Origin of the sequence: Gemmatimonas sp., assembly GCF_044376735.1 — a bacterium.
In the GTDB taxonomy this organism is placed as follows: Bacteria; Gemmatimonadota; Gemmatimonadetes; order Gemmatimonadales; family Gemmatimonadaceae; genus Gemmatimonas.
Map to the genome: position 1 here is coordinate 1 of NZ_JBILKJ010000030.1, position 23,090 is coordinate 23,090.

Here is a 23,090-nt window from a genome sequence, read left to right on the forward strand (position 1 = left end):
CACCGTGTAGCTGCCCGGTGCGGCGGTGTAGCTGGGCGTCGCGCCGCGTCCGAATCCACCACCGAAGCCACCGCCGCCGAAGCCACCACCGCCGCTGGCAGCGGGTGCACGACCAGCGGCCACGTTGGTATCCACCGCGGCGGTGAGCGGCGCGCCTACGCGCATATCCCACACGGGGCGGAACAGGCCAGTGCGACGTGGCACCGGAAGTTCGCGAACGATGCGTCCGCCACCGTCGATGATCTCGAGCTTGGCTTTGTCGTCGGCCGTGATCGTGTTGATCAGATACGCCAGCCGCACGCCGTTGTCGGGATTCTGTCCCGTGTACCCGGTGGAGCCCATGCCCGAATTCCGGCTGTTGTTGAGCGTCATCGCGATCTCGTTACGCGCCGGGAACAGATACGCGACCTCGGCCCGCTTGGCCTCCGCCAGCTTCTCCAGCGGCCCGAGGTCGTCGAGGATGTACACGCCGCGGCCGTGCGTGCCGAGCACGAGGTCGTTCCAGCTCTCCTGGATCTGCATGTCCCACACGGGCACGCCGGGAATGCCAGCCTTGAGCTGCGTCCAGTGCGCGCCGTTATCCACCGTGAAGAAGGCGCCGAACTCGGTGCCCACGAACAGCAGGTTGGGCTGACGGAAATGTTCGCGGATCACCTGCACCGAGCCGCCATCGGGCAGATCGCCGGTGATCGACGCCCACGTGCGACCGTAGTCGGTACTGCGCATGACATACGGCTTGAAGTCGTTGCTGCGGTGGCCGTCGAAGGTGGCGTACAGCGTGCCTTCGGTGTGCGTCGAGAACTGCACGCGGCTCACGAACGTGGTGTCGGGCACGCCGGGGAAGCTGGCGGTCTTCGTCCACGACTTGCCGTCGTTCTGAGTGACTTGAATGAGTCCGTCGTCGGTGCCGACGGCCAGCAGGCCGGCGCGGCGCGGCGACTCGGACACCGTGGAGATGTTGCTGAACTCGGCCGTGCCTTCGTGCAGCCCCAACACGTCGCGCGTCGGGATCGCGCCGCGCATGGGCAGGCTGTCGCGATCGACATTGCGCGTGAGGTCGGGGCTGATCGTAGTCCACGAGTCGCCGCGATCGGCACTCTTGAACAGATAGTTCGCCGCCATGTAGAGCGTGCGGCCGGTGTGCCGCGACGGCACGATCGGCGCGCTCCAGTTCCAGCGATGCCGCTCGCCATTCTTGGGGTACGGCTTGATGCTCTTGGTCTGGCCGGTACGCGCGTCGTAGCGCACCACGCCACCGTTCTGCGATTCGGCGTAGGCGATGTTGTGATCGAGCGGATCGGGCACGTTGTAGAAGCCGTCGCCACCGGCCATGCGATACCAGTCGGCATTGGATGGACCGAAGGCGTTGCGCGTGCGGCTCGGTCCGCCCCACGTCTGATTGTCCTGCAGGCCGCCGTACACGTTGTAGAACGGCGTGGCGTTGTCCACCGCGATGGCGTAAAACTGCGCGCCGACGATGTTCTCCACGTTGTACCAGCTGCGGCCGCGATCGTACGAGATGTCCACGCCGCCGTCGTTACCGAGCACGATGTGTTCGCGATCTTCCGGATTGATCCAGAGCGCGTGCGCGTCACCGTGCACGCCGCCACCACCGGCGAAGTTGGTCCACGTCTTGCCGCCGTCGTACGACTCCTGAGAGCTCGCGTTCAGGCGATACACATGCTCGGCGTCGGTGGGGTCGCAGCGCACCTGGCTGTAGTACCAGGCCGTGCCGTTGCTGCCGTTCACCAGCTTCCACGTCGCGCCGGCGTCATCGCTGCGATAGAAGCCGTTGGCGGCCGCCTTCGCATGCACCGAGGCATACACTGTGCTCGGGCGCGAGCGGCACACCGTGAGGCCGATGCGGCCGATCTCACCGGTGGGTAAACCGCTCGTGAGCTTGGTCCACGTCTTCGCGCCGTCTGAGGTCTTCCAGATCGCGCTTTCGGTGCCACCGGGGAGGAACCCGTACTCGCGACGTTCACGCTGCAGCGATGCGGCGTAGAGCACGTCGGGGTTGGCCGGATCCATCACGAGCTCGGTGAAGCCGGTCTGCGCCGAGATCGCCTTGGTGTTCGTCCACGTCTTGCCGCCGTCAACGGTCTTATAAAGACCGCGGTCGCCACCCGGCGCCCAGAGCGGTCCCATGGCGGCCACGTACACGATGTCCGGATCGCGCGGGTCGATCACGATGCGGCCGATGTGCTGCGTTTTCGGCAGCATCGGCTTCGACCATGTCTTGCCGCCGTCGGTGGACTTGAACACGCCCACGCCCCACGACGAGCTGCGCATGTTGTTCGCTTCGCCGCTGCCCACCCACACCACGTCGCCGTTGGAGGGGGCGGCGGCCACGGCGCCGATGGAGCCGACGCCGATGGAATCGGAGACCGGCGTCCACGCGAGGCCGCCATTGGTGGTCTTCCAGACGCCGCCCGTTGCCACGGCGACGTACATGGACGTCCCGAGTCGTCCGCCACGCAGGGTGCGCGGACCTTCCACGACGGAGATGTCGGCGATGCGGCCGCTCATCGAGGCGGGGCCAATGGCGCGGAAGGCCAGCGGGCGCACGAGCAGCGAGTCGGCCGGCGCGGACGGCGCTTGGGCCGAGAGCACGGAGGGCAGCGCGGCAGCCGCGAGCGTGGCGACCGTGCGGGCGGTAACGCGTGTGAGCAGGTGAGGCATGGCGGAATGAGACGGGGAAGCCCGACGGACCGAATGGCCGCGGTTCGGGAAAAGTACGCCGCGGGAGGGCGGCCCGTGATGCCGCCGGCGGGAGGCGGCCCAGCGGTCGGCGCGTGGGAGCGTCAGTGCCCGTGGTCGGCCATGCGGTCACCACGGGCCAGCGCCAGGTGGTGCGCCGGGTGATGATCGCCGGAGACCATGAGGCCGATGAAGCCGAGTCCGCGCAGCTTGGCCACGGCGGCGGCATCGCCAGGGTCGGCGGCCGTGACGATCAGGCGTACGCCATCTGGGAGTTCGGTGCGCACTACGCGTGGCCCGCCGCTGTTCATCACCATCGTGACATGCGCGCCCGTCATGCGCTTGATGGCCGCGATGGATTCCCCCGTGCCGCGCACGAGGAACTGCGCGCCACCGGCCACCGGCGTGGCCACCACGCGACTGCGCAGCGTGACCAGATCCATGTCGACGAGGTGCAGGCGCAGTCGCTCGAGGTTGACCTTCGACCAATCGGTGGTGGCGTCGGCCTGCAGCAGGGCGACGATCTCGGCGATGGCCGCGAAGGCGGCCTGCCCGCCCTGCGTGGGCAGCTGGGCGGGGGGCGCCGGGTGCGTCATCCCGGGCGTATGCACGTGCTCCTGGGCGGTGAGCGGACGCGCAGCGAGCACGCTGAACGCGAGGAGCGTGACGGCGATGGCGGGGATGCGCATGGTGTACCTCGACGGGGAAGTTCCCGACGGCGGAATCGGGCGCCACCGGGTCCAGTGGACGATAGTGGCCGACACCGAGCCCTCGCCACTGCTCCGCCCGGTAGTTGGCCAGCCCGATGCCGGTGTCCCGCCCTTGCTATTGTAGATATACGCATTTATGTATATCTACATATGCGAACCTCATCACATTTTCCGCGTGCGCTGGTGGCGGCCGCCCTCATGGCCGCCGTCTCGGCGCTCCCGATGCGAGCCCAGTCGGCGCCGCTCTCCCTCGGCGACGCCATCCGCGAGGCCGACCAGCGTGCGTTCGGCAACCGGATCGCCACGGCCACGACCGCCGGCGACCGCGCCCGCGCCCGCCTGCCGCTGAAAGGCATCCTGCCGTCGGCCCGTGTCGAGGCCGGCGTGGTGCGCACCACCGATCCGATCGGCGCCTTCGGGACCACGCTCCGCCAGCGGCTGGTCACACCGGCGGCGTTCGAACCCGCCAAGCTCAACTACCCCAGCGCCGTGACCAACGCGCAGGGTGGACTGGTACTCGAAGTTCCCCTCATGAACGGCGATGCCTGGCTCGGACTCCGCGCCGCGCGGGCCGCCGCCGACGCCAGCACGGCCGCCGGTGAGTGGGCCGCGGTGTCGACCCGGACCGACGTGGTGCGGGCCTATTTCGGCGCGATCCTGGCCGAGGCCAAGGCCGGCGTGCTCACGCACGCGCAGCAGGCCGCCGACGCCGGTGTGCGCCAAGTGCGCTCGATGGTCGCGCAGGGACTGGTCACCAAGGCCGATGCCCTGCAGGCCAGCGTACGGGCGTCGGACGTGGCGGCGCAGTTGCTCGGTGCCCGCAGCGATGCGCTATCCGCCCGACAGCAGCTGGCCCTCCTGCTGGGCCGCACCACGGCCGAGCTGCCCACGCTTCCCGACGCGCTCCCCGACGATGCCGCCGTGATGGCGCTGGCGACGCACGACACGGCCGCCGTCGGGGCGTCGAGCGCGGCGGCTAATGCGACGTCCAGCACCGGCGAGCTTCGTGACGATGTCCGCGCGGCGCAGGCCGGTGTGCTGGCCGCGACCACAGATCGTCGCCGCGCGGCGAGCACGATGCTCCCGCGGGTGAACGGCTTCGCGCGCTACGACTGGAACGACCCGCGCACGCTGTACGCGGGACAGAAGAACTGGACGGTCGGCGTGATGGCCTCGTGGTCGCTGTTCGGCGGCAACGCTGAGTTGGCCGATGTGGCGGTCACCAGTGCCCGGGCCGATGCCGCCCGCGCCGGTCTCGATGCCGCCCGGGCGCAGAGCCGCCTCGAGCGCGACGACGCCGCCCGTCGCCTCACGCTCTCGCTCCAGCGCCTCACGCTGGCCCGCGATGCGGCCGACCAGAGTCGCGAAGCACACCGCCTGGTGCAAAAGCGCTACGACGGGGGGCTGGCCACGATCGCCGAACTGCTGGCGGCGGAATCTTCGGCCACCGGCACCGCCCTCGCGCATGCCGCGGCGCGCTATGCCGTCATCGATGCGATCGCCACGTGGCGACGGGCATCGGGCGGCGACCCCGCCGCCCTGACCGCACTCGACCATTCCACCACGACGGCGCGCTGATGCGTCCGAACCGATATCAGGGAGCACTCAACATGACGTCGACCATTTCTCGCTTCACCGCGACCGCCCTCACCGCCTTCGCCGGCCTGTCCTTGGCGGCCTGCTCCGGAGCACCGGACGAGCATGCGATGGCGACGCCGGCCGCGACCCAGGTGGCGGGCACGGCGGTGGTCATCCGCGACACCGTGATCGACGCCACGATCAGCGCGTCGGGGGTGGCCGAGCCGATCCAGCAGGCCACGCTCAGCACGAAGCTGATGGGCACCATCACGGCGGTGCTGGTGCACGAAGGGGATGTCGTGCGCTCGGGGCAAACCCTGCTCCGCATCGATGCCCGCGACCTGACCGCCAAGTCGGCGCAGGTGGGCGCATCGATTGCCGACGCCCAGGCCATGCAACGTGAAGCGGCCACCACTGCCGCACGCTTTCGCGCCCTGTACGCCGACAGCGCCGCCACCCGCGCGCAGCTCGATGCCGCCGAGACCGGATTGGCGCGTGCCGAGGCTGGATTGCGGGCCGCGCAGGCCGCCTCGGGTGAACTCGATGCGATGCGCAGCTATGCCACCGTCACGGCGCCCTTTGGCGGCGTGGTCACCGTCCGCGCGGTCGATCCCGGCGCCTTTGCCGCGCCCGGCGCGCCGCTGATCACGGTGCAGGATGGCTCGACGTTGCGCATCAGCGTGAGTGCCGCCGGCGATGCGGTGCGCGCCCTCAAGCGGGGGCAGACGCTGGCCGCCACGATCGATGGCGCGCCGGTGTCGGCGCTCGTCGAAGGCGTGGTACCGGCCGGCGCGGGCAACCTGTTCACCGTGAACGCGACGGTGGCCAATCGCACCGGACAATATCGCAGCGGCAGTGCGGCCATGGTGTCCATCCCGGTGGCCCGTGAGCACGCGCTGCTGGTACCGAATGCCGCCATCGTGCGCGAGGGCGACCTCACCGGCGTCATCGTACGCTCGGCCGCCGGCGACGAACGGCGCTGGGTGCGCCTGGGCGTCTCGACCGCCACGCATACGGCGGTCACCAGCGGCTTGAAGGTGGGTGAGACGATCGTGGTGCCGACATCGACGCCGGCGGCCAAGTGAGCACGCCACGCGCACTGGGCATTTCTGGCCGGATCGCGAAAGCGTTCCTGAATTCGAAGCTCACGCCACTGGTCACCGTGGCGTCGCTGGCCGTGGGCGTGCTGGGCATTCTGGCCACGCCGCGCGAGGAAGAGCCGCAGATCTCCGTCCCCATGATCGACGTGATCTCGGCCATGCCGGGCGCGTCGCCGCAGGAAGCGGAGAATCTGTTGGCGCGCCCCATCGAGCAGCGCATGATGGAGCTGCCGGGCGTTGATCACGTGTACACGATGTCGGGCGACGGCTACGCCATGGTGACAGTGCGCTTCAAGGTCGGAGAAGATCAGGAGCGCAGCGTGACCAAGGTGCAGGCCAAGCTGGCGGGCGCCATGGACAAGGCACCGGCCGGTGCGATGCCGCCGGTGATCAAGGCGCACTCGATCGACGACGTGCCGGTGCTGGCGCTCACGCTGCATGGCACCGGCGTCGACGCCAACACGCTACGCGAGATCGCGGCACATCTCGAAGACGAAATTCGTACCGTCCCCGAGGTGGCCGAAACGTTCGTGACGGGCGGCGCGCCGAAGCAGATCCGCGTGGCCGTCGATCCCACACGGCTCGCGGCGAGTGGTGTGACGCCGGGCGAAGTCATGATGGCCTTGCGCGGCGCCAACGCGCGCCTCGCTGCCGGTGAAATCGCGGTCCGCGACAGCGTGCTGCGTATCGACGTCGGCGCGCCGCTGGCCACGTCGCTCGATGTCGGCAGTGTGGTCGTGTCGTCGCGTGGCGGGCGCGCGGTCTATCTGCGCAACGTCGCCGACGTGCGCGAGGACTTCGGCGAGCGCACGAGCTATGTGTCGCACCGCGAAGGCCGCGGCGCGGCGGAAGCGGCCGTGACCATCGCGGTGGCGAAGCGGAAGGGCGCCAATGCCACCGAGGTCACGCATGCCGTGATGCAGCGCGTGGACCAGGCGAAGGGTCGCCTCATTCCCGCCAGCGTGCAGCTGTCGGTCACGCGCGACTACGGCGAGACGGCCGGCGAGAAGGCGCAGGAGCTCATCCTGCACCTCATCATCGCCACGCTCAGCGTGACCGCCCTGATCTGGTTGTTCCTGGGCTGGCGCGAAGCGCTGGTGGTGCTGGTGGCCGTGCCGGTCACCCTCGCCCTCACGCTGTTCGTGTACTACGCGCTCGGGTACACGCTGAACCGCATCACGCTGTTCGCGCTGATCTTCTCGATCGGCATTCTGGTGGACGACGCGATCGTGGTCGTGGAAAACATCTATCGTCACCTGGCGATGGGCGATCGTGACGCGGAAGCGGCCGCGATCGATGCCGTCGATGAAGTGGGCAACCCGACCATCCTGGCCACGTTCACGGTCATCGCGGCCATTCTGCCGATGGCGTTCGTGAGTGGCATGATGGGCCCGTACATGCGGCCGATTCCGATTGGCGCGTCGGTGGCCATGGTAGCCTCACTCGCGGTGGCGTTCATCGTCACCCCGTATCTCGCCTATCGTCTGCTCAAGGGCCACGTGAAGGCGGCGCATGTCTCCGCCGGTCACGCGAGTCCGGAGCATCCGCCCGAGGAAGGCAGCCGGGTGGACCGGATCTATCGCATGATCATGGTGCCGCTCATGGAGCAGCAGGGTCGCCGACGCGCCTTCTACGCGGGCATCATCGCGCTGCTGGTGGTGAGCGTGAGCCTGGTGGGGTTCAAGGCCGTGCAGGTGAAGATGCTGCCGTTCGACAACAAGAGTGAATTCCAGGTCGTGCTCGATTTGCCCGAAGGCACGACGCTCGAGACCTCGAACGAAGCGGCATCGCGCATCGCCGCGTATCTCAGCACGGTGCCCGAGGTCGTGAGCACGCAGGTGTATGCAGGCACGTCGGCGCCGTTCAACTTCAACGGACTGGTGCGCCACTACTTCATGCGCAGCGGCGCCAATGTGGCCGATGTGCAGGTGAACCTGCTGCCGAAGGGCGAGCGCGATCGGCAGAGTCACGCCATCGCCGTGGCCGTACGGCCTGGCGTGGATAGCATTGCCCGGCTCTATCAGGCATCGGCCAAGGTGGCCGAGATTCCGCCGGGACCGCCGGTGCTCTCCACGCTGGTGGCCGAGGTGTATGCCGGCGACGACTCCACGCGACTGGCCGCGGCGAAGGCGGTGAAGGAGGTATTCGAGAAGACGCCGGGTGTGGTGGACGTAGACTGGACCGTCGAGGCGCCGCAGGCCAATCGCACCTTCCGCGTGGACCGCGTGCGAGCGGCCGAGTCGGGGGCGAGCGTGGAGCAGATTACGCAGACGTTGTACCTCGCGCTGTCCGGCGCACCTGCGGGCATCGCCAGTTCGCCGACGGCGCGCGAAGGCATCGCGATCGTGCCGCGGCTGCCGCTCGAGCAGCGCAGCAGTGTGGAAGCACTGCTGTCGCTGCCGATCGCCACCATGCAGGGACCGCAGCCGCTGGCCCGGTTCGTCACGGTCATGAACGGTACGCGGGAAGGCTCGCGCATCCGGAAGGATTTGCGGCCGGCGATCTACGTGACCGGCGACGTGGCGCGTGAGATCGAGAGTCCCGTGTACGCGATTCTCGATATGAACCGCCAGCTCGATGCCATCCGCCTGAATGGCGCCGCGATCACGCGTTACAACGCGGTGCCGCCCGCTACGGTGAGCGAGACCGCAATCAAGTGGGATGGCGAATGGCAGGTCACGATCGAAGTGTTCCGCGATCTCGGTCTCGCCTTCGCGATCGTGCTGCTGCTCATCTACGTGCTGGTGGTGGGCTGGTTCCAGAGCTTCACGATCCCGCTGGTGATCATGGCGCCGATTCCGCTCACGCTCATCGGCATCCTGCCGGGGCATGCGATCAGCGGCGCGTTCTTCACCGCGACCAGCATGATCGGCATGATCGCGCTGGCCGGCATCATCGTACGCAACTCGATCCTGCTGGTGGACTTCATCCAGCTCGAAGAAGCCCGCGGACGGTCACTGACCGACGCGGTGCTCGAAGCGGGCGCGGTGCGGTTCCGTCCGATCGCGCTCACGGCCGCCGCGGTGGTGGTGGGCGGCCTCGTGATGGTGCTCGATCCGATCTTCCAGGGCTTGGCCGTTGCGCTCATGAGCGGGGCGATCGTGGCCACGCTGCTCACGATGGTGGTGGTCCCGCTGCTCTACTGGCAACTCAACCGGAGTAATACCCATGTGTAACGACACGATCATCCGTCGCATCGCCGGCCTCTTCGTGCTGCTGTCGGTCGCCCTCGGCTACTTTGTGCATCCCGGCTTCCTGTTCTTCACGGCCTTCGTGGGATTCAACCTGTTCCAGTCGAGCCTCACGAATTTCTGTCCGCTCGAACTCATGCTGGGGAAGGCGGGTATCTTCGGATGCACACCGAAGCGCACCGTCTGACACTCACGGAATCCCATCGATGACCACCACCAGCGCCAGGAAGGCGGTGCTCCCCTGCACCGCCTGCGGCAAACTCAACCGCGTTGACCTGTCCAGGGCCGACGCGCAGCCGAAGTGCGGAACCTGCCGGGTACCGCTGGTGCTCGATGCGCCGGTAGTGCTCACCGATGCCAACTTCGACACCGTCGTCGGCAACAGCACCGTGCCGGTGATGGTCGACTTCTACGCCGACTGGTGCGGCCCCTGCAAGATGATGGCGCCGGTGTTCGCACAGTTCGCGAAGCAGCAGCGCGGGCAGGCGATCGTCGCGAAGGTCGACACCGATCGCAATCCCGGGGTCGCGTCGCGCTTTGCGATCCGGAGCATCCCCACGATCGCGCTGCTGAAAGACGGCAAGGAAGTGACGCGCCAGGTGGGCGCCGTGCCGATAGGCCAGCTGGAGCAGATGGTGATCAGCGCCCGCTGATCACCTTCTTCCGCTCGGCCAGTTCACTTTCCAGTCGTCCGCACACCAATTCACACAGCTTGAGCACGTCGGCGTCGGCGAGTTCATAGCGCACGTACACGCCGTCGCGCTCGCGGCTCACCAGCCCGTGATTGAACAGGATGGCCAGATGCCGCGACACGTTGGCTTGGCCCATGCCAGTGGCTTCGACCAGCTCGTTCACCGTGCACGAGCCACCGCGTAATTCCTGCAGGAGGCTGAGGCGCGCCCGGTCACTCAGCGCCTTGAAGCGGTCGGCCACCAGATCGAGCAACTCCGGACGCATCATCTTCTGGGCCATCACTCCTCCGGGCTGTGAAATGCACGTATACGCAAGTATGAATATACCACATAGGAAACGAGGACGGCAAGCATCGCCGCCCTCGTTTTCTGTGCGTGCGTGCGAATCAGGCCAGCGTCGCGTCGAGGCTGATCTCGGCCTTCAACAGGCGTGACACCGGGCAGCCCGCCTTGGCGTTCCCGGCCAGCGTCTGGAACTGCTCGTCGCTGATGCCGGGGATCGTGGCCGACAGCTGCAACGCGATCTTCGTGATCGTCTGGGCACCGTCCACCGGCTCCATGGTCAGCACCGCGGTCGTGTTGATCGCGTCGGCGGTGAAGCCGGCGTTGGCCAGCTGGAACGACAGCGCCATCGAGAAACAGCCCGCGTGCGCGGCCGCGATCAGTTCTTCGGGGTTCGTGCCATTGCGACCGTCTTCGTCCTGGAAGCGGAGCTTGAACGAATACGGCTGCGCATTCAGCACGCCGCTCGGCGTCGTCAACGTACCGCTCCCTTCCCTGCCCGTACCCTTCCACTCTGCCTGTGCTGTGCGCTGCATAGACCAACCCTCGCGGACGAGATCCCAACTGGACGGACACCGGACGGCGCCCGCCAACGCATCCGCGCAATATGGGGCCTTGCCGGGCGGCGCGCCGCGCCCTCTTTTGCAGAAGGTCTCCCCTCTGCCCGGCCCGCCGATGCCTGCACCACGTACTGTGCCCCGTCTCACCCTCGCGGCGCTGCTCACCCTCGCCGCCACCAGCGCCTCCGCCCAGACGACCGAAGCCGTGGTGCTTCGCGCCGCACGCGTCATCGACGGCACGGGGCGCACCCTGCGCAATCAGGACGTGACCGTGCGGGGTGGCCGCATCACCGCCATACGCGCGTCGGCCGGCCCGCTGCCCACGGGCGGCCTGGATCTGGGCGCCCGTACGCTGCTGCCGGGACTGATCGACACGCACGTCCATCTGGGGTGGTACATCACCGACAAGCAGCGGTTCCACGAGGACCGCGACGGTGACACCCCGGAGGTGAGCACCCTCCAGCGCGCCGGGAATGCCTGGGCCACCCTGCGGGCCGGTTTCACCACGGTGCAAAGCATTGGCGAGGCCGACAACGCCGTGCTGCGCGATGCGATCAATGCGGGGCGCATTCCGGGCCCGCGCGTGATCACGTCGCTCGGCTCGCTGAATGAGCGCACCGGGGGCGGGTCACCCGATTCACTGCGCGCCTCGGTGCGTCGATTCAAGGCACGCGGCGCCGACGTCATCAAGATCTTCGCCTCCAAGTCGATCCGTGATGGCGGCGAGGCGACCATGACACCGGAGCAGCTCGACGCGGCCTGCGGCGAGTCCAAAGCGCAGGGGCTGCGGTCGGTGGTGCATGCGCATTCGGCCGAGGCGGTGCAACGCGCCGCGCGCGCCGGGTGCACGCAGGTGGAGCATGGCGTGTTCGCCGACGACGCCACGCGGGCCCTGCTCGTGCAGCGCGGCACGTTCTTCGATCCGCAGTGCGGGCTCGTGTTTCACAACTACCTCGACAACAAGCCCTGGTTCGAGGGCATCGGCAACTACAACGCGGCCGGCTTCGCCTCGATGGAACAGGCGATCCCGTTGGCGGAACGGGGCATCGGGCTCGCCGCCAAACTGCCCACGCTGAAGCTCGTGTTCGGCACCGACGCCGTGGCCGGTGCGCATGGACGCAACGCCGAAGAACTGGTGTGCCGGGTGCGTCGCGGTGGCCAGCCGGCGATGGACGCCATCATCAGCGCCACCAGCCGCGCCGCCGAGTCGCTTGGGCTCGAGAAAGAGATCGGCCGCATCGCGGTGGGGTACGCCGCCGACGTGATCGCCACCGACGGCGACCCGGTGGCGCAGATCGAAGCCTCGCAACATGTATCGTTCGTGATGAAGGGCGGCCGCGTGTATCGCAACGACGGGGCACGAGTCGCCAGCGTACGTCAAACCGGAGCCCGCCAGTGACCTCTCGTCGCAGCTTTCTCAAAACCGCCGGCGCACTCACCGCTGGTGTGGCCGCGGTCGGCACCGCCGCCACCGGCTGCGCGGTGAAGGACCCCAACGCCAGCAACGCCACCGGCCAGGACAACGGCGCCGAGCGCGTACGCGGCTTCGATCGCGTGCTGCTCGATGCCGTGGCGACGGCCGTATTGCCGGCCGCGCTCGGTGCGCCCGGTATTCGCGCCGCTACCGAGGCGTTCGTGGCATGGGCCGATGGATACGAACCGGTGGCGGAAGAGATGCACGGCTATGGCTACGCCGACGTTCGCTACCTGCCGGCCGATCCATCGCCGGCGTGGCGCGCCCAACTCACGGCGTTGGACCTGCTGGCGCACAAGCACGGCACCAATGGTTTCTCCACGCTGCCGATGGCGCAGCGTCAGGAGTTGCTGCGCGCCGTACTGCGTGACCAGCGCGGCGACCGGCTGCCGTCGCCGCTCGATGCCAACCATGTGGCAATCGCGTTGCTGGCGCATTGGTCGTCGGGCCCCGACGCTTGGGACGCCGCACTGGGTGCCCGCGTGTCCCCGGGGATCTGCCGCACGCTCGGCGACGCCACCCGCCAGCCGTTACCTGTCGCCGTGGAGCCGCGCGCATGATCACGCACAGTGCCGATATCGTCATCGTAGGCAGTGGCATCACGGCCGCGCTGATGGCCGCATCGCTGGCCGAGAAGACGACCAAGTCGATTCTGGTGGTCGAGGCAGGCAAACCGACCACGCCGTTTGCGGAGCGCGTGAGGGCGCGAGAACGTTGGAAGGCCTACGGCGAGAGTCCATGGAAGCAGGATCACCTCGACGATCAGAACGCCACCGGTACCACGTGGGGTTTCTCACCCAGCATGAACGTAGGCGGCCTGGCGATGCATTGGGGCGGCGTGTCGCCGCGCTATTCGCCCGAGGATTTCCGCTTGCGTTCGATGTACGGCGTGGGCAGTGACTGGCCGTTCAGCTACGATGACCTCGATCCGTTTTATCAGGAGGCCGAGGAGCGCATTGGCGTGGCCGGCGAGCAGGGCCCAGTGGCGCTCGATCCGCGCGGCAAGCCGTATCCGTTGCCGCCGCTGCCGATCAACTACAATCTCGCGCAGCTGCAGCAGTGGGCCACCAAGGCCGGCATTGCTACGTGGAGCACGCCGAGCGCGAAGAACTCCGTGGCACAAGACGGGCGGGCGCAGTGTCAGCGCTGCGACACCTGCTATCCGATCTGTCCCACTGGCGCCAAGTACTCGCCCGACTTCACGTGGGACGCGCTGATCGCGCGCAAGCGCATCACCCTCGTGACCGAGACGTTGGTGCGCAAGCTCGAGGCCGACCCGAAGACGGGGCGCATCACGCGCGCCACGGGCAATCGTACCACGGCGTCGGGCGAAGCGGTCACCATCGAAGGGGGGACGTTCGTGCTGGCGGCCGGCTTCGTGTGGTCGCCGCATCTGTTGCTGCTGTCGAAGAGCAGCGCGTTTCCCGACGGCATCGCCAACCGCAGCGGCCTGGTCGGCAAGTATCTCGCGGGCCATCGCAACGTGAATGCCTACCTGCGTTTGCCCATGGAGCTGTTCCCCGGCATCAACGTGCAGCATTCGTTGGTATCGAAGCAGTTCATGCGCGTGCCACGCTCGTCGCGCTATCTGCGCCACGACCTGCGCATCTGGGAGTCGAGCGTGGGTCGCGAACCGAGACTGCGTGGTGACGATGGCCAGCTGCAGTTCGGCGATGCGCTCATGCAGGACTGGCAGCAGCGCGCGAAGGGCGCGACGGCACGCGTGCGTGGCTACTACGACGTGCTCCCCGACAAGGACAGCGCGCTGTCGCTCGACGCGACGAAGACCAACCGTTTCGGCGATCCGATGCCCAACGTGTCGTTCAAGGACGCGCCGGAGAGCGCCGCGCTGAAGGACTGGCAGGAAGAGCAGTTGCGTGAGCTGTTCCGCACGATGGCGAAAGCCGGCGGCGGTGAGATCCTGCGCATGGAGAACAGCGCCAACGATCTCGGTCAGGAACACCCGGTGGGCGGCTGCCGGATGGGCACTGATCCCATGCAGAGTGTGGTCGATGCGCACGGACGCGCGCACGATCACGAGAACCTCTGGGTGGCCGGTGCGCCCGCTCAGCCCACCGCGTCCTGCTGCAACGGGACGCTCACCTTCGTAGCGGTGGGGCTGCGCACGGCGGCGGCCATCGCCGGCGCCGCCGTGTGAGTTGACGGTTCAGCTGCCATCACGCCGCCGCCCGATCAGGACGGCTGCGTGATGGAGGCGAGTCGGTCGCGCAGCCTTGCGGCACTCCCGCTGTCGAGTGCGGGCGGCTCGGCCAGCCCGGCGCGCAAGGACTGCAGCAGATTCATCACATGTCCGCCGAAGTTGGCGCAGCGGTCGCACGCCGCGAGATGTCCCTGCAACGCCGACACCCGCTCGGCGTTGAGCTGACCGTCCACGTATTCGGACAGATCGGCGAGCACGTCGCGACAACGCACCCCGGCAACGATGGTATCGAGTCCCTGATCCGTCATGGGCGACTCCCCGGGGTGGTGGCATGACGTGGGCCATCGAGCACACGAACGATGGCCGCGAGATGAATGCGGGCGCGGTGCAAGCGACTCTTCATCGCCGGCAGTGAGAGTTGCAGCAGCTGCGCGGTCTCATCACCGGTGAACCCGTCGAGTTCACGTAACGTGAGGATCTCGCGTTCCTCCTGCGGGAGGCGCGCCATCGCGACCGACAGCAAATCATGCGCGATCGTTGCCTCGCCGAACGTGTCGGCTGGATCGGCGCAGCCCCAGCCGGCTTGTTCCGCCAGTTGCTCGAGCGAGTCCTCATGGGCCGGCTCCCCCACGCGCTTGCGCAACTGATGGCGCACGACGTTGCGCGCGATGCCATACAGCCACGCGCGCGCCGTGGCATCCCCCGTGAACGAGGCGGCACCACGCCACGCCGCGATGAACGTCTCCTGCAGCGCATCGTCGAGGTCGACACCATCGGCCGTGCTGGTCACAAGAAACCGATGCACGGCCGCCTGATGCGCGGTCATGAACTGCTCGAAGGCCCGCGCATCTCCCGCGGCGGCGTCGCGCAGGAGTGCGCGGTCCTCACTCACGGGCGCTTCGGTACTCCGCAGGTGGAGAAGCCGAGCATCGTGTACAGCGGGCACGACCCGATGGCGGCCGTGAGCAGCGGAATGAAGCCGAGGTAGCCCCACGGCGTCTGCGGGCCCGTGAAGGCGATGGCCAACAGGCCGATCCCGAGGGCGAAGCGAACCGCCCGATCAACGGTACCCATGTTCTTGGGAAGCATGGCGGACATGACGAGCTCCAGCGGAAAGGTGAACCGTATGCAAACTGACATCCTGTCCTAGAGTGCCGGAAATCGGCCCAAAGGATTCACCTGCAAGATCCGTGGTAGCCGCCCGCTTTGGCTTCGGGCTTTCCCTGACGTGGGCATGTGAGGCACCTTTCAGGGGTACGCACCCTCCACCCATCCTGCCGATGCGCCGCTCTCTCTTTCATGCCATCCTTGCCGGCCCGCTCCTGGCCGTCCCCCTGTTCGCCCAGTCGCGCGCCATCACGGCCGCCGACTACGCGCGCGCCGAACGCTTCCTCGCCTTCAATACGGCGAATCTGGTAGCGCGCACCGGGGTGCAGCCCACGTGGCTCCCCGACGGTCGCTTCACCTACCGCGTGCGACTGCCCGACGGCAGCTCGCCGCTGATGGTGGTCGACCCGATCAAGGGGACCAAGACCGACTGCACAGCCGCCGGCGCGAACTGCCCTGCTGCCCCTGCCGGCGCCAACGGGCGCCCCGGTGCCCGCCCCGGTGGCCGCCCGCCCGAGCACCTGTCGCCCGACGGCAAGACCGCCGCGTTCATTCGCGACTGGAACCTCTGGGTGCGCGATGTGGCCACGAACAGGGAAACGCCGCTCACCACCGACGGTGTGAAGGACTTCGGGTACGCCACCGACAACGCCGGCTGGATTCACTCGGATCGCGCGATCCTCACGTGGTCACCCGACTCGAAGAAGTTGGCCACGTTCCAACAGGATCAGCGCAACGTCGGCGAGATGTATCTTGTGAAAACGAAGGTTGGACATCCCGAGCTGAGCGCGTGGAAGTATCCGCTGCCAGGCGACAGCGTGGTCTCGATGATTCATCGCGTCATCATCGATGTGTCGGGCTCGTCGCCCAAGATGGTGCGCTTCAAGATGCCGGCCGACGAGCACCGCTCGTCGGTGTGCGATCACATTGCGTGCGGCGGCAGTGAACTCTCCGATGTGGAGTGGTACGCCGACGGATCCAAGCTGGCGTTCCTGTCGAACTCGCGCGACCACAAGATCGCCACGTTGCGCCTCGCCGACGCCAGCACGGGCGACGTGCGCGACGTGCTGCGCGAAGAAGTGGCCACGCAGTTCGAGAGTGGCGACAACGGACCGAACTGGCGCGTGCTGCCGGCCACCAACGAAGTGATCTGGTTCTCCGAGCGCGACGACTGGGGTCAGCTGTATCTGTACGATCTCACCACGGGCGCACTGAAGTCGAAGATCACCACCGGGGACGGTCCGGTGCTTTCGGTGGAGCGCGTCGATGAGAAGACGCGCACGATCTGGTTCGTAGCCGCCGGCAAGGTCCCGGGGCGCGACCCGTACTTCCGCCATCTCTATCGCATCGGCATGAACGGCAAGGGGCTCACGCTCCTCACACCGGAAGACGGCGACCACAACACGACGCTCTCGCCCAACGGCGCCGTGTTCGTGGACAGCTGGTCACGCGCCGACCTCGCGCCCACCGCCGTGCTGCGCAACGCGAACACCGGCAAGCTGATCGCGACGCTCGAGCAGGGTGACATCTCGAAGCTGCTGGCCTCAGGCTGGAAGGCGCCCACGCGCATCACCGTGAAGGACCGCGCGGGGAAGTGGGACCTGTACGGCCTCATGTGGACGCCGACCACGCTGGATTCGACGAAGAAGTATCCGATCATCAACTACATCTATCCGGGTCCGCAGGGCGGCAGCGTCGGTAGCCGTCAGTTCTCGGCGGCCACGCGCGACAATCAGGCGCTGGCGGAGTTGGGCTTCATCGTCGTGGCCATCGACGGCACGGGCAATCCCACGCGCTCCAAGTCGTTCCACGATGCCTACTACGGTCGCATGAGCGACAACACGCTCCCTGATCAGATCGCGGGCATGAAGCAGTTGGCCGATCGCTATCGCTTCATCGATCTGGAGCGCGCGGGCATGTGGGGTCACTCGGGCGGCGGTTTCGCCACGGCCTCGGCGATGTTCCAGTACCCGGACTTCTTCAAGGTCGGTATTTCGGAGTCAGGCAACCACGACAACCGCAACTACGAAGACGATTGGGGCGAGCGCTATCACGGCTTGCTCACCAAGAGTGGCGCCACCGACAACTACGAGAAGGAAGCCAATCAGACACTGGCGAAGAACCTGAAGGGCAAGCTGATGCTGGCGCACGGCACGATGGACGACAACGTGCCGCCCGACAACACCTGGCTGGTGGTGGACGCCCTGATCAAGGCGGGCAAGGACTTCGATCTGGTCATGATCCCGAATGCCGCGCACGGATTCGGCGCGGCCTCGAACTACATGATGCGCCGTCGGTGGGATTATTTCGTGCAACATCTGCTGGGAGCGACACCGCCGAAGGAATACCAGATCGGCCCGAAGAACTGAGTCGAGCCACACCCAGCCGCTACATTTCCCGCATGGATCGTCTCTTCATCATCATCGGCGCGGTGTCCGGAGGGATCGGCGTGGCCGCCGGTGCCTTCGGCGCGCATGCGCTCCGCGCCCGTCTCGAGCCCCGCTTGCTCGAAGTGTTCGAGACCGGCGCCCGCTATCAGATGTATCACGCCATCGCGATGCTGGCCGCCGCGTGGATCGTGACACGCTTTCCGGGAGCACTGGCCAACGCCAGCGGCTGGCTCTTCCTGGCGGGCACGGTGCTGTTCTCCGGGTCGCTCTACGCGATGGCCTTCACCGGCATTCGCGCCCTTGGCGCCATCACGCCGCTCGGCGGCGTGTGCTTCATCGCGGGGTGGGGCTGTCTGGCCCTCGCCGCGATGCGCCGCTGAAACGGCGATAATGCTGCTGGCCAATCCGTCCGTTCCTCAGCTCGCCGTCATCGCGGCGATCTCGGCGCTGGGCGGTGCCGTCAACTCGATCGCGGGGGGCGGCACGCTGCTCACGTTCCCCGCGCTGCTGGCACTGGGTGTCCCCCCAGTCTCGGCGAACGCCACCAGCACCATGGCCCTCTGGCCTGGGTCACTGGCAAGCATGTGGGGCTACCGTCGCGAACTGGTGGGCGCTGAACGATGGGCGCTGCGCTTGGCCATCCCAAGCATCCTCGGTGGCGGTGTCGGGGCAGCGCTGCTGCTGGCCACCACCGATGAACAGTTCCGCGCGCTCGTGCCGTGGCTGGTGTTCGGTGCTACCGTGCTGTTCGCGCTGCAGGGACCCGTGATGAAGCGCCTGCGCACACGCGCCAGTGCATCACCCACCGGCCAGCTCGAACGGCCCCTCAGTCCGACCACCGGCATGCTGATCGGGCAATTCGTGGTCGGCATTTACGGCGGCTACTTCGGTGCCGGCGCAGGCATTGTCATGCTGGCGGTGTTCGGCCTCATGGGGCTCACGAACATCCACCAGATGAACGGCCTCAAGAACTTCAACGGCATCTGCTTCAACGGCATCGCCGCCATCACCTTCGCCGTCATGGGGCAGGTGAACTGGCCGATCGGGGTGGTGATGGCCGTGGGGTCGAGTGCCGGCGGCTACCTGATGTCGGGACTCGCGCAGAAAGTGCCGCAGCTATGGGTCCGCAATGCCGTCACGGCGATCGGATTCGCCAGCGCGATCTGGCTCTTCGTATCGAAGGGCTGAATCCGCGGCGTCGGTGCCCACCCGGACCACCGGCTGCCCGCGGGAGTTTTCAGGCGTACAGCTTCAACTCGACCGGCTGAACGGTATCCACGGTCTCCACGCGCAGCGTGAGTGACGACACCGTGGTCCTCGAAATACGGCGCAGCTGGCGATGCCCGATCGTCGTCCCACTGGCGAGCAGTTGTGGCGCGGCCCCCGTCGTGGAGACGCTCCACGCCGACACGCGCTGCCCCTGCGAGATGGGCTCACGCAGATCCAGCAACGACACCGACTGCGGCACGCGCAGCCTGACCGTGCGTTCGCCCACGCGCGCACCATCGGTGCGCCACACGCTGTCACGCACGTCGCACGGGTTCGCGAACAACGCGTCGAGCGACGCGCGCATACCGGCCAGCCGCGCCACATCCACGTCGTGCAGCAGGCCATCGCGGGTGGGCGGCACGTTCAGCAGCAACTTCGAGTTGCGACCCACGCTGGTGAAATACAGCTGCACGAGTTCCTCGGCGCTTTTCACCTTCGCATCCTCGGCCGCGTGGTAGAACCAGCCGGGCCGGATGGAGACATCGGTTTCGCTGGGGCGCCACACTGAGCCATCGGCGTGTCCCTGTTGCAGCGACGCGATGACGTTGTCGCCGCTCGCACCGATGTACGGCACCGACTCCGGACGAATGGTGCTCCAGTGCGTTTCACCGGCCACGCCACGTTCGTTGCCGATCCATCGCACATCGGGACCGACGTCGGAGAACATGATCGCGTTCGGCTGCAGCTTGCGCACCAGCGCCCACGTGCGCGGCCAGTCGTACGTCTGCCGCTTGCCGTTCGGCCCCTCGCCGTTCGCGCCGTCGAACCATACTTCATGCAGCGCACCGTAGCGCGTGAACAGCTCGGTGAGTTGCGCCATGTACACATCGTTGTAGCGCGCCGAATCACCGTACGCCGGGTGATTGCGATCCCACGGTGAGCAGTAAAGCCCGGGCTTCACCCCTTCGATGCGACAGGCGTCGACGAACTCGCGTACCACATCGCCCGTGCGGTTCCTCCACGGACTCGACGCCACCGAATGCGTGGTGGTGGCGGTCGGCCACAAGCAGAAGCCGTCGTGATGCTTGGCCGTGAGCACCATCGACTTCGCTCCCGCCGCCTTTGCGGTGCGCACCCACTGCCGTGCATCGAGTCGCGTGGGATTGAAGATCGAGGGCGATTCGGTGCCGTCTCCCCATTCGCGATCGGTGAACGTGTTCACCCCGAAGTGCACGAACAGGGCGAACTCGTCGCGCTGCCAGTTGAGCTGCTGTGCCGTCGGTCGTGGACGCGACTGAACGCCGAGCGACGGAATGGTCCCGTAGCGGGCGACTGCCGCCGCGGCGGTCAGCTGTGCCAGAAAGTGTCGACGACTGAGAGACATGACTTCGCGCGAGGGAAATCCAAAAACTCGCGCCAAACATGCCGCGATCAACGCCCCGGCGCGAGCACATCCGCCCGCGGCGGCACCCACGGTGGAATCCACTTTCCGGTGAGTGCACAGGCCGTCCCCGGCGGCACCGACAGCCCGGCGAAGCCATCGCCGCCGATCCCGAAGCGCGCGTCGGCCACCTCCGCCGTACCGCCAGCGTCGAGCGACCACACCGGTGTGCGCATGAAGCGCATGGCCGCCGCGAACTCGCAGCGCGTGGCCACCAGCGCTGCCAACTCCGCTCGCGGTACCGCCCACGTCTCTCCCCACGCCACCGCCGGTGAGGCCGGAAACGGGACCGTGCGCGAGGTGCCCGGCAACGACCCGAGGGTGTTGCGCGCACTCCCCGACCGCGATGCCACGCAACTGGCCGCCGTCATCCCCGCACTCCACGGAGCCACCGTCGCCGTGCTCACGCGGTACTCCGTGGTGGTGGCGGTGACCACGATCGCCGCGAAGCAGCGCGGGTCGGCCGCCGCCGGCGTCAGCACGACATCGCGCAGGGAACCGTCGCGCACCAACTCCGTCACTTCCGTGCGCGCCTGCCCCGACGACAGGAAGAACATCGTGGTGACCACGACCCACGCCGAGATGCCCGTGAGTGGGCGTACCGCCGGCGCCACCGCGCGCTGGAGCACCATGCCCACCAGCGCCATGATCGTGACACCCAGCGCGACCGCCGGCGACACCTCGCCGGCAAACCAGCAGAGCGCAAGGATCGCGGCCAGCGCCACCAGCAACAGCGCGCGGCCGAACACCCGACGCGGCCCCCAGACCAGCGGCGGAATCGCCACCGCCATCAGCCACGGCTCCACGATGAACACCGCGTCGCCGTAGACCCACCGATTGTCGAACGGCCAGAACGGGTGCACCCCGTAGCTGTTGGTAAAGTCGAGCAGCAGGTGCGAGAGCGTGCCGGCGACCGCCAGCACCAACAGCGCGCGCGCACCAACGCGCGACACCATCGCCGACGATGCATCGGCCCGCTCGCGACCCGTGAGGCCGCGCTGCCACCACCAGCGCGTGATCCCCCACAGCACCACCGCGCTCACCAGCGCCCATACCACCGTGTGCGTGTGCCCCCGGTGGTGCAGCAGATAGCCGAGTTTCCCCATGGCCACCATCGGCCCCGCATACACGAGATCCGCGTCGGGGAACTCGGCCGCCACGATGCCCAGTGCCACCGCAGCGCGACGGAACCGGGACAGCGAAGGCGCTTCCGCACCGTGAGGCGAGGCGCGACCGATGCGACGCTGAACATGCGAGACGGTGGCGTCGGCCATGAGCAGCCCCGCCAGTGCGTGTGTGACGTTATCCACGCGTGGTACTTGAGGGCCGGCCTACCGGCTGTCAACCAACCGTCGCATCCCCTCGCGCACGCTTGAGCTCACGCAATCGCTGCGTCGCGCCGATCAGGCCGAGAATCCACCCCACCGGATACGGTGCCACGAGCAACAGCCACCAGATCGATCGCCCCGTGGTGCCGCCCACGCCGCCGAAGTCGCTCATGATCCAGAGGGCGGCCACACCAGCCACGATCAGAAGGGAGGCCAGCCACACGCGCCCGCCAACGGTACTCTCCCGGCGCGGTGTCGCCAGCGCCACCAACACGCTGCCCACCGCGATCACGAGCGATCCTTCCATCGGATCGACGACCCCGAGCATCATGGCGGTCAGTCCGGCGATCACCAGCGGGCGAAACCAGCGCGGCGCGATTGGCATGGGTCGTCCTAGGGCAAGCGTGTGGGGCGGTACACGGTAACCGGTGATCCTTCCGCCACGAACATCGAGCGCGGCGGCACCGACAGCGGCGCCTCGAACGCCGCTCCGTACAAGCCGCGCACATCGGCGTTGAACGAGGGGGCCGACGCCGGCCAGACCCGCCACGACGGATGCGCGACCTGATACTCCACGGTACTGCCATTCCGCTGGGGTGTGTAGCCCCAGTAATGCTCGGCGATGAACTCCGCCTCCGACCCTGGCACCAACGGCTGCGGCTCCCCCTCCGCCGTCGCGCTCACCTGTTGATGCTGCGCGTTGCCGAACCAGCCGTACATCAGGCGTCCCGGCGACGCCATCAGCGTGGGCGGCACGCGGCTGTGCATCGGCAAGGCCGAGTACGGCTCGTTGTAGAAGAGCCGCGCGGTGTAGGCGATCGCGGCTCGCGGCACGAGTTCGCGGACGAACACCACGCCGCGGCGGGCCGACCCGTCGGGCATCGGGCGCTTCACGTAGAAGCGCAAGTTCACTTCGTCGAAATCGCGGTGAAACGGCACAGGCACACCGAGCACGCGCGTGTTCAGGAAGCGGAACCCGACGATGCTGGCCAGTGCGCGCCCGTCGAACAGGTCGAGCACGGTGTGCTTCGGCACGAGCGGCTCGAGCACAGCCGGCGGGATCTCGTAGTTCAGCATCACGAGATACCGCCATTCGGCAGTCAGAAACGGACGACGGGCGACTTGGTCTGGTGTGGTCACACCAGATCAACCCGCCCGCCGGTTCTA

General features: G+C 67.6%; 22 protein-coding genes. 11 read left to right on the plus strand and 11 right to left on the minus strand.

Annotated elements, in window-relative coordinates:
- Together ACIRA7_RS06915 and ACIRA7_RS06920 are read right to left on the minus strand one after the other, a co-directional pair.
- Positions 1-2,682: WD40/YVTN/BNR-like repeat-containing protein (locus ACIRA7_RS06915; protein WP_396220116.1), on the minus strand; the 2,682-nt coding region annotated here is incomplete at its 3' end.
- Positions 2,683-2,804: 122 nt separating this feature from the next.
- Complete coding sequence (locus tag ACIRA7_RS06920) at positions 2,805-3,389, minus strand: hypothetical protein (protein ID WP_396220117.1); 585 nt, start codon at positions 3,387-3,389, stop codon at positions 2,805-2,807.
- Between the two features lie 171 nt (positions 3,390-3,560).
- On the opposite strand from ACIRA7_RS06920, the gene ACIRA7_RS06925 reads away from it, so the two are divergent.
- Genes ACIRA7_RS06925 through trxA form a run of 5 tightly spaced genes read left to right on the plus strand, consistent with a single transcriptional unit; the run spans position 3,561 to position 9,932 of the window.
- Positions 3,561-4,988: a TolC family protein gene (locus ACIRA7_RS06925; protein ID WP_396220118.1), complete on the plus strand. Its 1,428-nt coding sequence runs from the start codon at positions 3,561-3,563 to the stop codon at positions 4,986-4,988.
- A gap of 32 nt (positions 4,989-5,020) precedes the next feature.
- Positions 5,021-6,073, plus strand: coding sequence for an efflux RND transporter periplasmic adaptor subunit (locus ACIRA7_RS06930; protein ID WP_396220120.1), 1,053 nt, complete (start codon positions 5,021-5,023; stop codon positions 6,071-6,073).
- Entirely contained in the window at positions 6,070-9,264 is a 3,195-nt protein-coding gene (locus tag ACIRA7_RS06935; protein WP_396220121.1) for an efflux RND transporter permease subunit, read from the plus strand. Before ACIRA7_RS06930 ends, ACIRA7_RS06935 begins: the two co-directional genes overlap by 4 nt.
- The gene (locus ACIRA7_RS06940) at positions 9,257-9,466 is read left to right on the plus strand and encodes a DUF2892 domain-containing protein (RefSeq protein ID WP_396220122.1); all 210 of its coding nucleotides are present in this window, start codon (positions 9,257-9,259) and stop codon (positions 9,464-9,466) included. The genes ACIRA7_RS06935 and ACIRA7_RS06940 overlap by 8 nt, the downstream gene beginning before the upstream one ends.
- 19 nt (positions 9,467-9,485) lie before the next feature.
- Positions 9,486-9,932: a thioredoxin gene (gene trxA, locus ACIRA7_RS06945; RefSeq protein ID WP_396220123.1), complete on the plus strand. Its 447-nt coding sequence runs from the start codon at positions 9,486-9,488 to the stop codon at positions 9,930-9,932.
- Here the strand turns inward: trxA and ACIRA7_RS06950 are convergent.
- The gene (locus ACIRA7_RS06950; protein WP_396220124.1) at positions 9,919-10,251 is read right to left on the minus strand and encodes an ArsR/SmtB family transcription factor; all 333 of its coding nucleotides are present in this window, start codon (positions 10,249-10,251) and stop codon (positions 9,919-9,921) included. The genes trxA and ACIRA7_RS06950 overlap by 14 nt on opposite strands.
- A 106-nt stretch (positions 10,252-10,357) precedes the next feature.
- Positions 10,358-10,789, minus strand: coding sequence for an OsmC family protein (locus tag ACIRA7_RS06955; RefSeq protein ID WP_396220125.1), 432 nt, complete (start codon positions 10,787-10,789; stop codon positions 10,358-10,360).
- Positions 10,790-10,946: 157 nt separating this feature from the next.
- Between ACIRA7_RS06955 and ACIRA7_RS06960 the strand changes: the two genes are divergently transcribed.
- The 3 genes from ACIRA7_RS06960 to ACIRA7_RS06970 are packed head-to-tail and all read left to right on the plus strand — an operon-like array spanning position 10,947 to position 14,445.
- Positions 10,947-12,212: an amidohydrolase family protein gene (locus ACIRA7_RS06960; protein WP_396220126.1), complete on the plus strand. Its 1,266-nt coding sequence runs from the start codon at positions 10,947-10,949 to the stop codon at positions 12,210-12,212.
- A complete protein-coding gene (locus ACIRA7_RS06965) occupies positions 12,209-12,847 on the plus strand; it encodes a hypothetical protein (RefSeq protein WP_396220127.1) in 639 nt (212 codons plus the stop codon). Before ACIRA7_RS06960 ends, ACIRA7_RS06965 begins: the two co-directional genes overlap by 4 nt.
- Entirely contained in the window at positions 12,844-14,445 is a 1,602-nt protein-coding gene (locus ACIRA7_RS06970) for a GMC family oxidoreductase (RefSeq protein ID WP_396220128.1), read from the plus strand. The genes ACIRA7_RS06965 and ACIRA7_RS06970 overlap by 4 nt, the downstream gene beginning before the upstream one ends.
- 35 nt (positions 14,446-14,480) lie before the next feature.
- Here the strand turns inward: ACIRA7_RS06970 and ACIRA7_RS06975 are convergent, their stop codons facing one another.
- From ACIRA7_RS06975 to ACIRA7_RS06985, 3 genes are read right to left on the minus strand one after another with little or no spacing between them, the layout of a single operon-like run.
- On the minus strand, positions 14,481-14,756 hold the full coding sequence (locus ACIRA7_RS06975; protein ID WP_396220129.1) for an anti-sigma factor family protein: 276 nt from the start codon (positions 14,754-14,756) through the stop codon (positions 14,481-14,483).
- Entirely contained in the window at positions 14,753-15,340 is a 588-nt protein-coding gene (locus ACIRA7_RS06980; RefSeq protein ID WP_396220130.1) for an RNA polymerase sigma factor, read from the minus strand. Before ACIRA7_RS06980 ends, ACIRA7_RS06975 begins: the two co-directional genes overlap by 4 nt.
- Positions 15,337-15,546, minus strand: coding sequence for a DUF2892 domain-containing protein (locus ACIRA7_RS06985; protein ID WP_396200033.1), 210 nt, complete (start codon positions 15,544-15,546; stop codon positions 15,337-15,339). Before ACIRA7_RS06985 ends, ACIRA7_RS06980 begins: the two co-directional genes overlap by 4 nt.
- A 182-nt stretch (positions 15,547-15,728) precedes the next feature.
- Between ACIRA7_RS06985 and ACIRA7_RS06990 the strand changes: the two genes are divergently transcribed.
- The 3 genes from ACIRA7_RS06990 to ACIRA7_RS07000 are packed head-to-tail and all read left to right on the plus strand — an operon-like array spanning position 15,729 to position 19,133.
- On the plus strand, positions 15,729-17,924 hold the full coding sequence (locus tag ACIRA7_RS06990) for a DPP IV N-terminal domain-containing protein (protein ID WP_396220131.1): 2,196 nt from the start codon (positions 15,729-15,731) through the stop codon (positions 17,922-17,924).
- A gap of 32 nt (positions 17,925-17,956) precedes the next feature.
- On the plus strand, positions 17,957-18,325 hold the full coding sequence (locus ACIRA7_RS06995; RefSeq protein ID WP_396220132.1) for a DUF423 domain-containing protein: 369 nt from the start codon (positions 17,957-17,959) through the stop codon (positions 18,323-18,325).
- Positions 18,326-18,335: 10 nt separating this feature from the next.
- Positions 18,336-19,133 (plus strand): sulfite exporter TauE/SafE family protein, encoded by a 798-nt coding sequence (locus ACIRA7_RS07000; RefSeq protein ID WP_396220133.1) that lies wholly within the window; start codon positions 18,336-18,338, stop codon positions 19,131-19,133.
- Positions 19,134-19,182: 49 nt separating this feature from the next.
- Here the strand turns inward: ACIRA7_RS07000 and ACIRA7_RS07005 are convergent, their stop codons facing one another.
- Genes ACIRA7_RS07005 through ACIRA7_RS07020 form a run of 4 tightly spaced genes read right to left on the minus strand, consistent with a single transcriptional unit; the run spans position 19,183 to position 23,000 of the window.
- Positions 19,183-20,538 (minus strand): alpha-L-fucosidase, encoded by a 1,356-nt coding sequence (locus ACIRA7_RS07005; RefSeq protein WP_396220134.1) that lies wholly within the window; start codon positions 20,536-20,538, stop codon positions 19,183-19,185.
- A gap of 47 nt (positions 20,539-20,585) precedes the next feature.
- Complete coding sequence (locus tag ACIRA7_RS07010) at positions 20,586-21,905, minus strand: metal-dependent hydrolase (RefSeq protein ID WP_396220135.1); 1,320 nt, start codon at positions 21,903-21,905, stop codon at positions 20,586-20,588.
- Between the two features lie 31 nt (positions 21,906-21,936).
- Positions 21,937-22,308, minus strand: a complete 372-nt coding sequence (locus tag ACIRA7_RS07015; protein WP_396220136.1) for a hypothetical protein — start codon at positions 22,306-22,308, stop codon at positions 21,937-21,939.
- Between the two features lie 8 nt (positions 22,309-22,316).
- Positions 22,317-23,000 carry a YqjF family protein gene (locus ACIRA7_RS07020; protein ID WP_396220145.1) on the minus strand — a complete coding sequence of 228 codons (684 nt, stop codon included), beginning with the start codon at positions 22,998-23,000 and terminating at the stop codon, positions 22,317-22,319.
- Positions 23,001-23,090 lie beyond the last annotated feature (90 nt).

Excerpts from the sequence above, each read along its gene's own strand:
- ACIRA7_RS06920 (WP_396220117.1), bottom strand. The coding sequence starts at position 3,389 with ATGCGCATCCCCGCCATCGCCGTCACGCTCCTCGCGTTCAGCGTGCTC.
- trxA (WP_396220123.1), top strand. The coding sequence starts at position 9,486 with ATGACCACCACCAGCGCCAGGAAGGCGGTGCTCCCCTGCACCGCCTGC.
- ACIRA7_RS07015 (WP_396220136.1), bottom strand. The coding sequence starts at position 22,308 with ATGCCAATCGCGCCGCGCTGGTTTCGCCCGCTGGTGATCGCCGGACTG.
- ACIRA7_RS06975 (WP_396220129.1), bottom strand. The coding sequence starts at position 14,756 with ATGACGGATCAGGGACTCGATACCATCGTTGCCGGGGTGCGTTGTCGC.
- ACIRA7_RS06925 (WP_396220118.1), top strand. The coding sequence starts at position 3,561 with ATGCGAACCTCATCACATTTTCCGCGTGCGCTGGTGGCGGCCGCCCTC.
- ACIRA7_RS06955 (WP_396220125.1), bottom strand. The coding sequence starts at position 10,789 with ATGCAGCGCACAGCACAGGCAGAGTGGAAGGGTACGGGCAGGGAAGGG.
- ACIRA7_RS06990 (WP_396220131.1), top strand. The coding sequence starts at position 15,729 with ATGCGCCGCTCTCTCTTTCATGCCATCCTTGCCGGCCCGCTCCTGGCC.
- ACIRA7_RS06940 (WP_396220122.1), top strand. The coding sequence starts at position 9,257 with ATGTGTAACGACACGATCATCCGTCGCATCGCCGGCCTCTTCGTGCTG.
- ACIRA7_RS06995 (WP_396220132.1), top strand. The coding sequence starts at position 17,957 with ATGGATCGTCTCTTCATCATCATCGGCGCGGTGTCCGGAGGGATCGGC.
- ACIRA7_RS07000 (WP_396220133.1), top strand. The coding sequence starts at position 18,336 with ATGCTGCTGGCCAATCCGTCCGTTCCTCAGCTCGCCGTCATCGCGGCG.
- ACIRA7_RS06950 (WP_396220124.1), bottom strand. The coding sequence starts at position 10,251 with ATGGCCCAGAAGATGATGCGTCCGGAGTTGCTCGATCTGGTGGCCGAC.
- ACIRA7_RS06930 (WP_396220120.1), top strand. The coding sequence starts at position 5,021 with ATGACGTCGACCATTTCTCGCTTCACCGCGACCGCCCTCACCGCCTTC.
- ACIRA7_RS06970 (WP_396220128.1), top strand. The coding sequence starts at position 12,844 with ATGATCACGCACAGTGCCGATATCGTCATCGTAGGCAGTGGCATCACG.
- ACIRA7_RS07005 (WP_396220134.1), bottom strand. The coding sequence starts at position 20,538 with ATGTCTCTCAGTCGTCGACACTTTCTGGCACAGCTGACCGCCGCGGCG.
- ACIRA7_RS07020 (WP_396220145.1), bottom strand. The coding sequence starts at position 23,000 with ATGCTGAACTACGAGATCCCGCCGGCTGTGCTCGAGCCGCTCGTGCCG.
- ACIRA7_RS06985 (WP_396200033.1), bottom strand. The coding sequence starts at position 15,546 with ATGTCCGCCATGCTTCCCAAGAACATGGGTACCGTTGATCGGGCGGTT.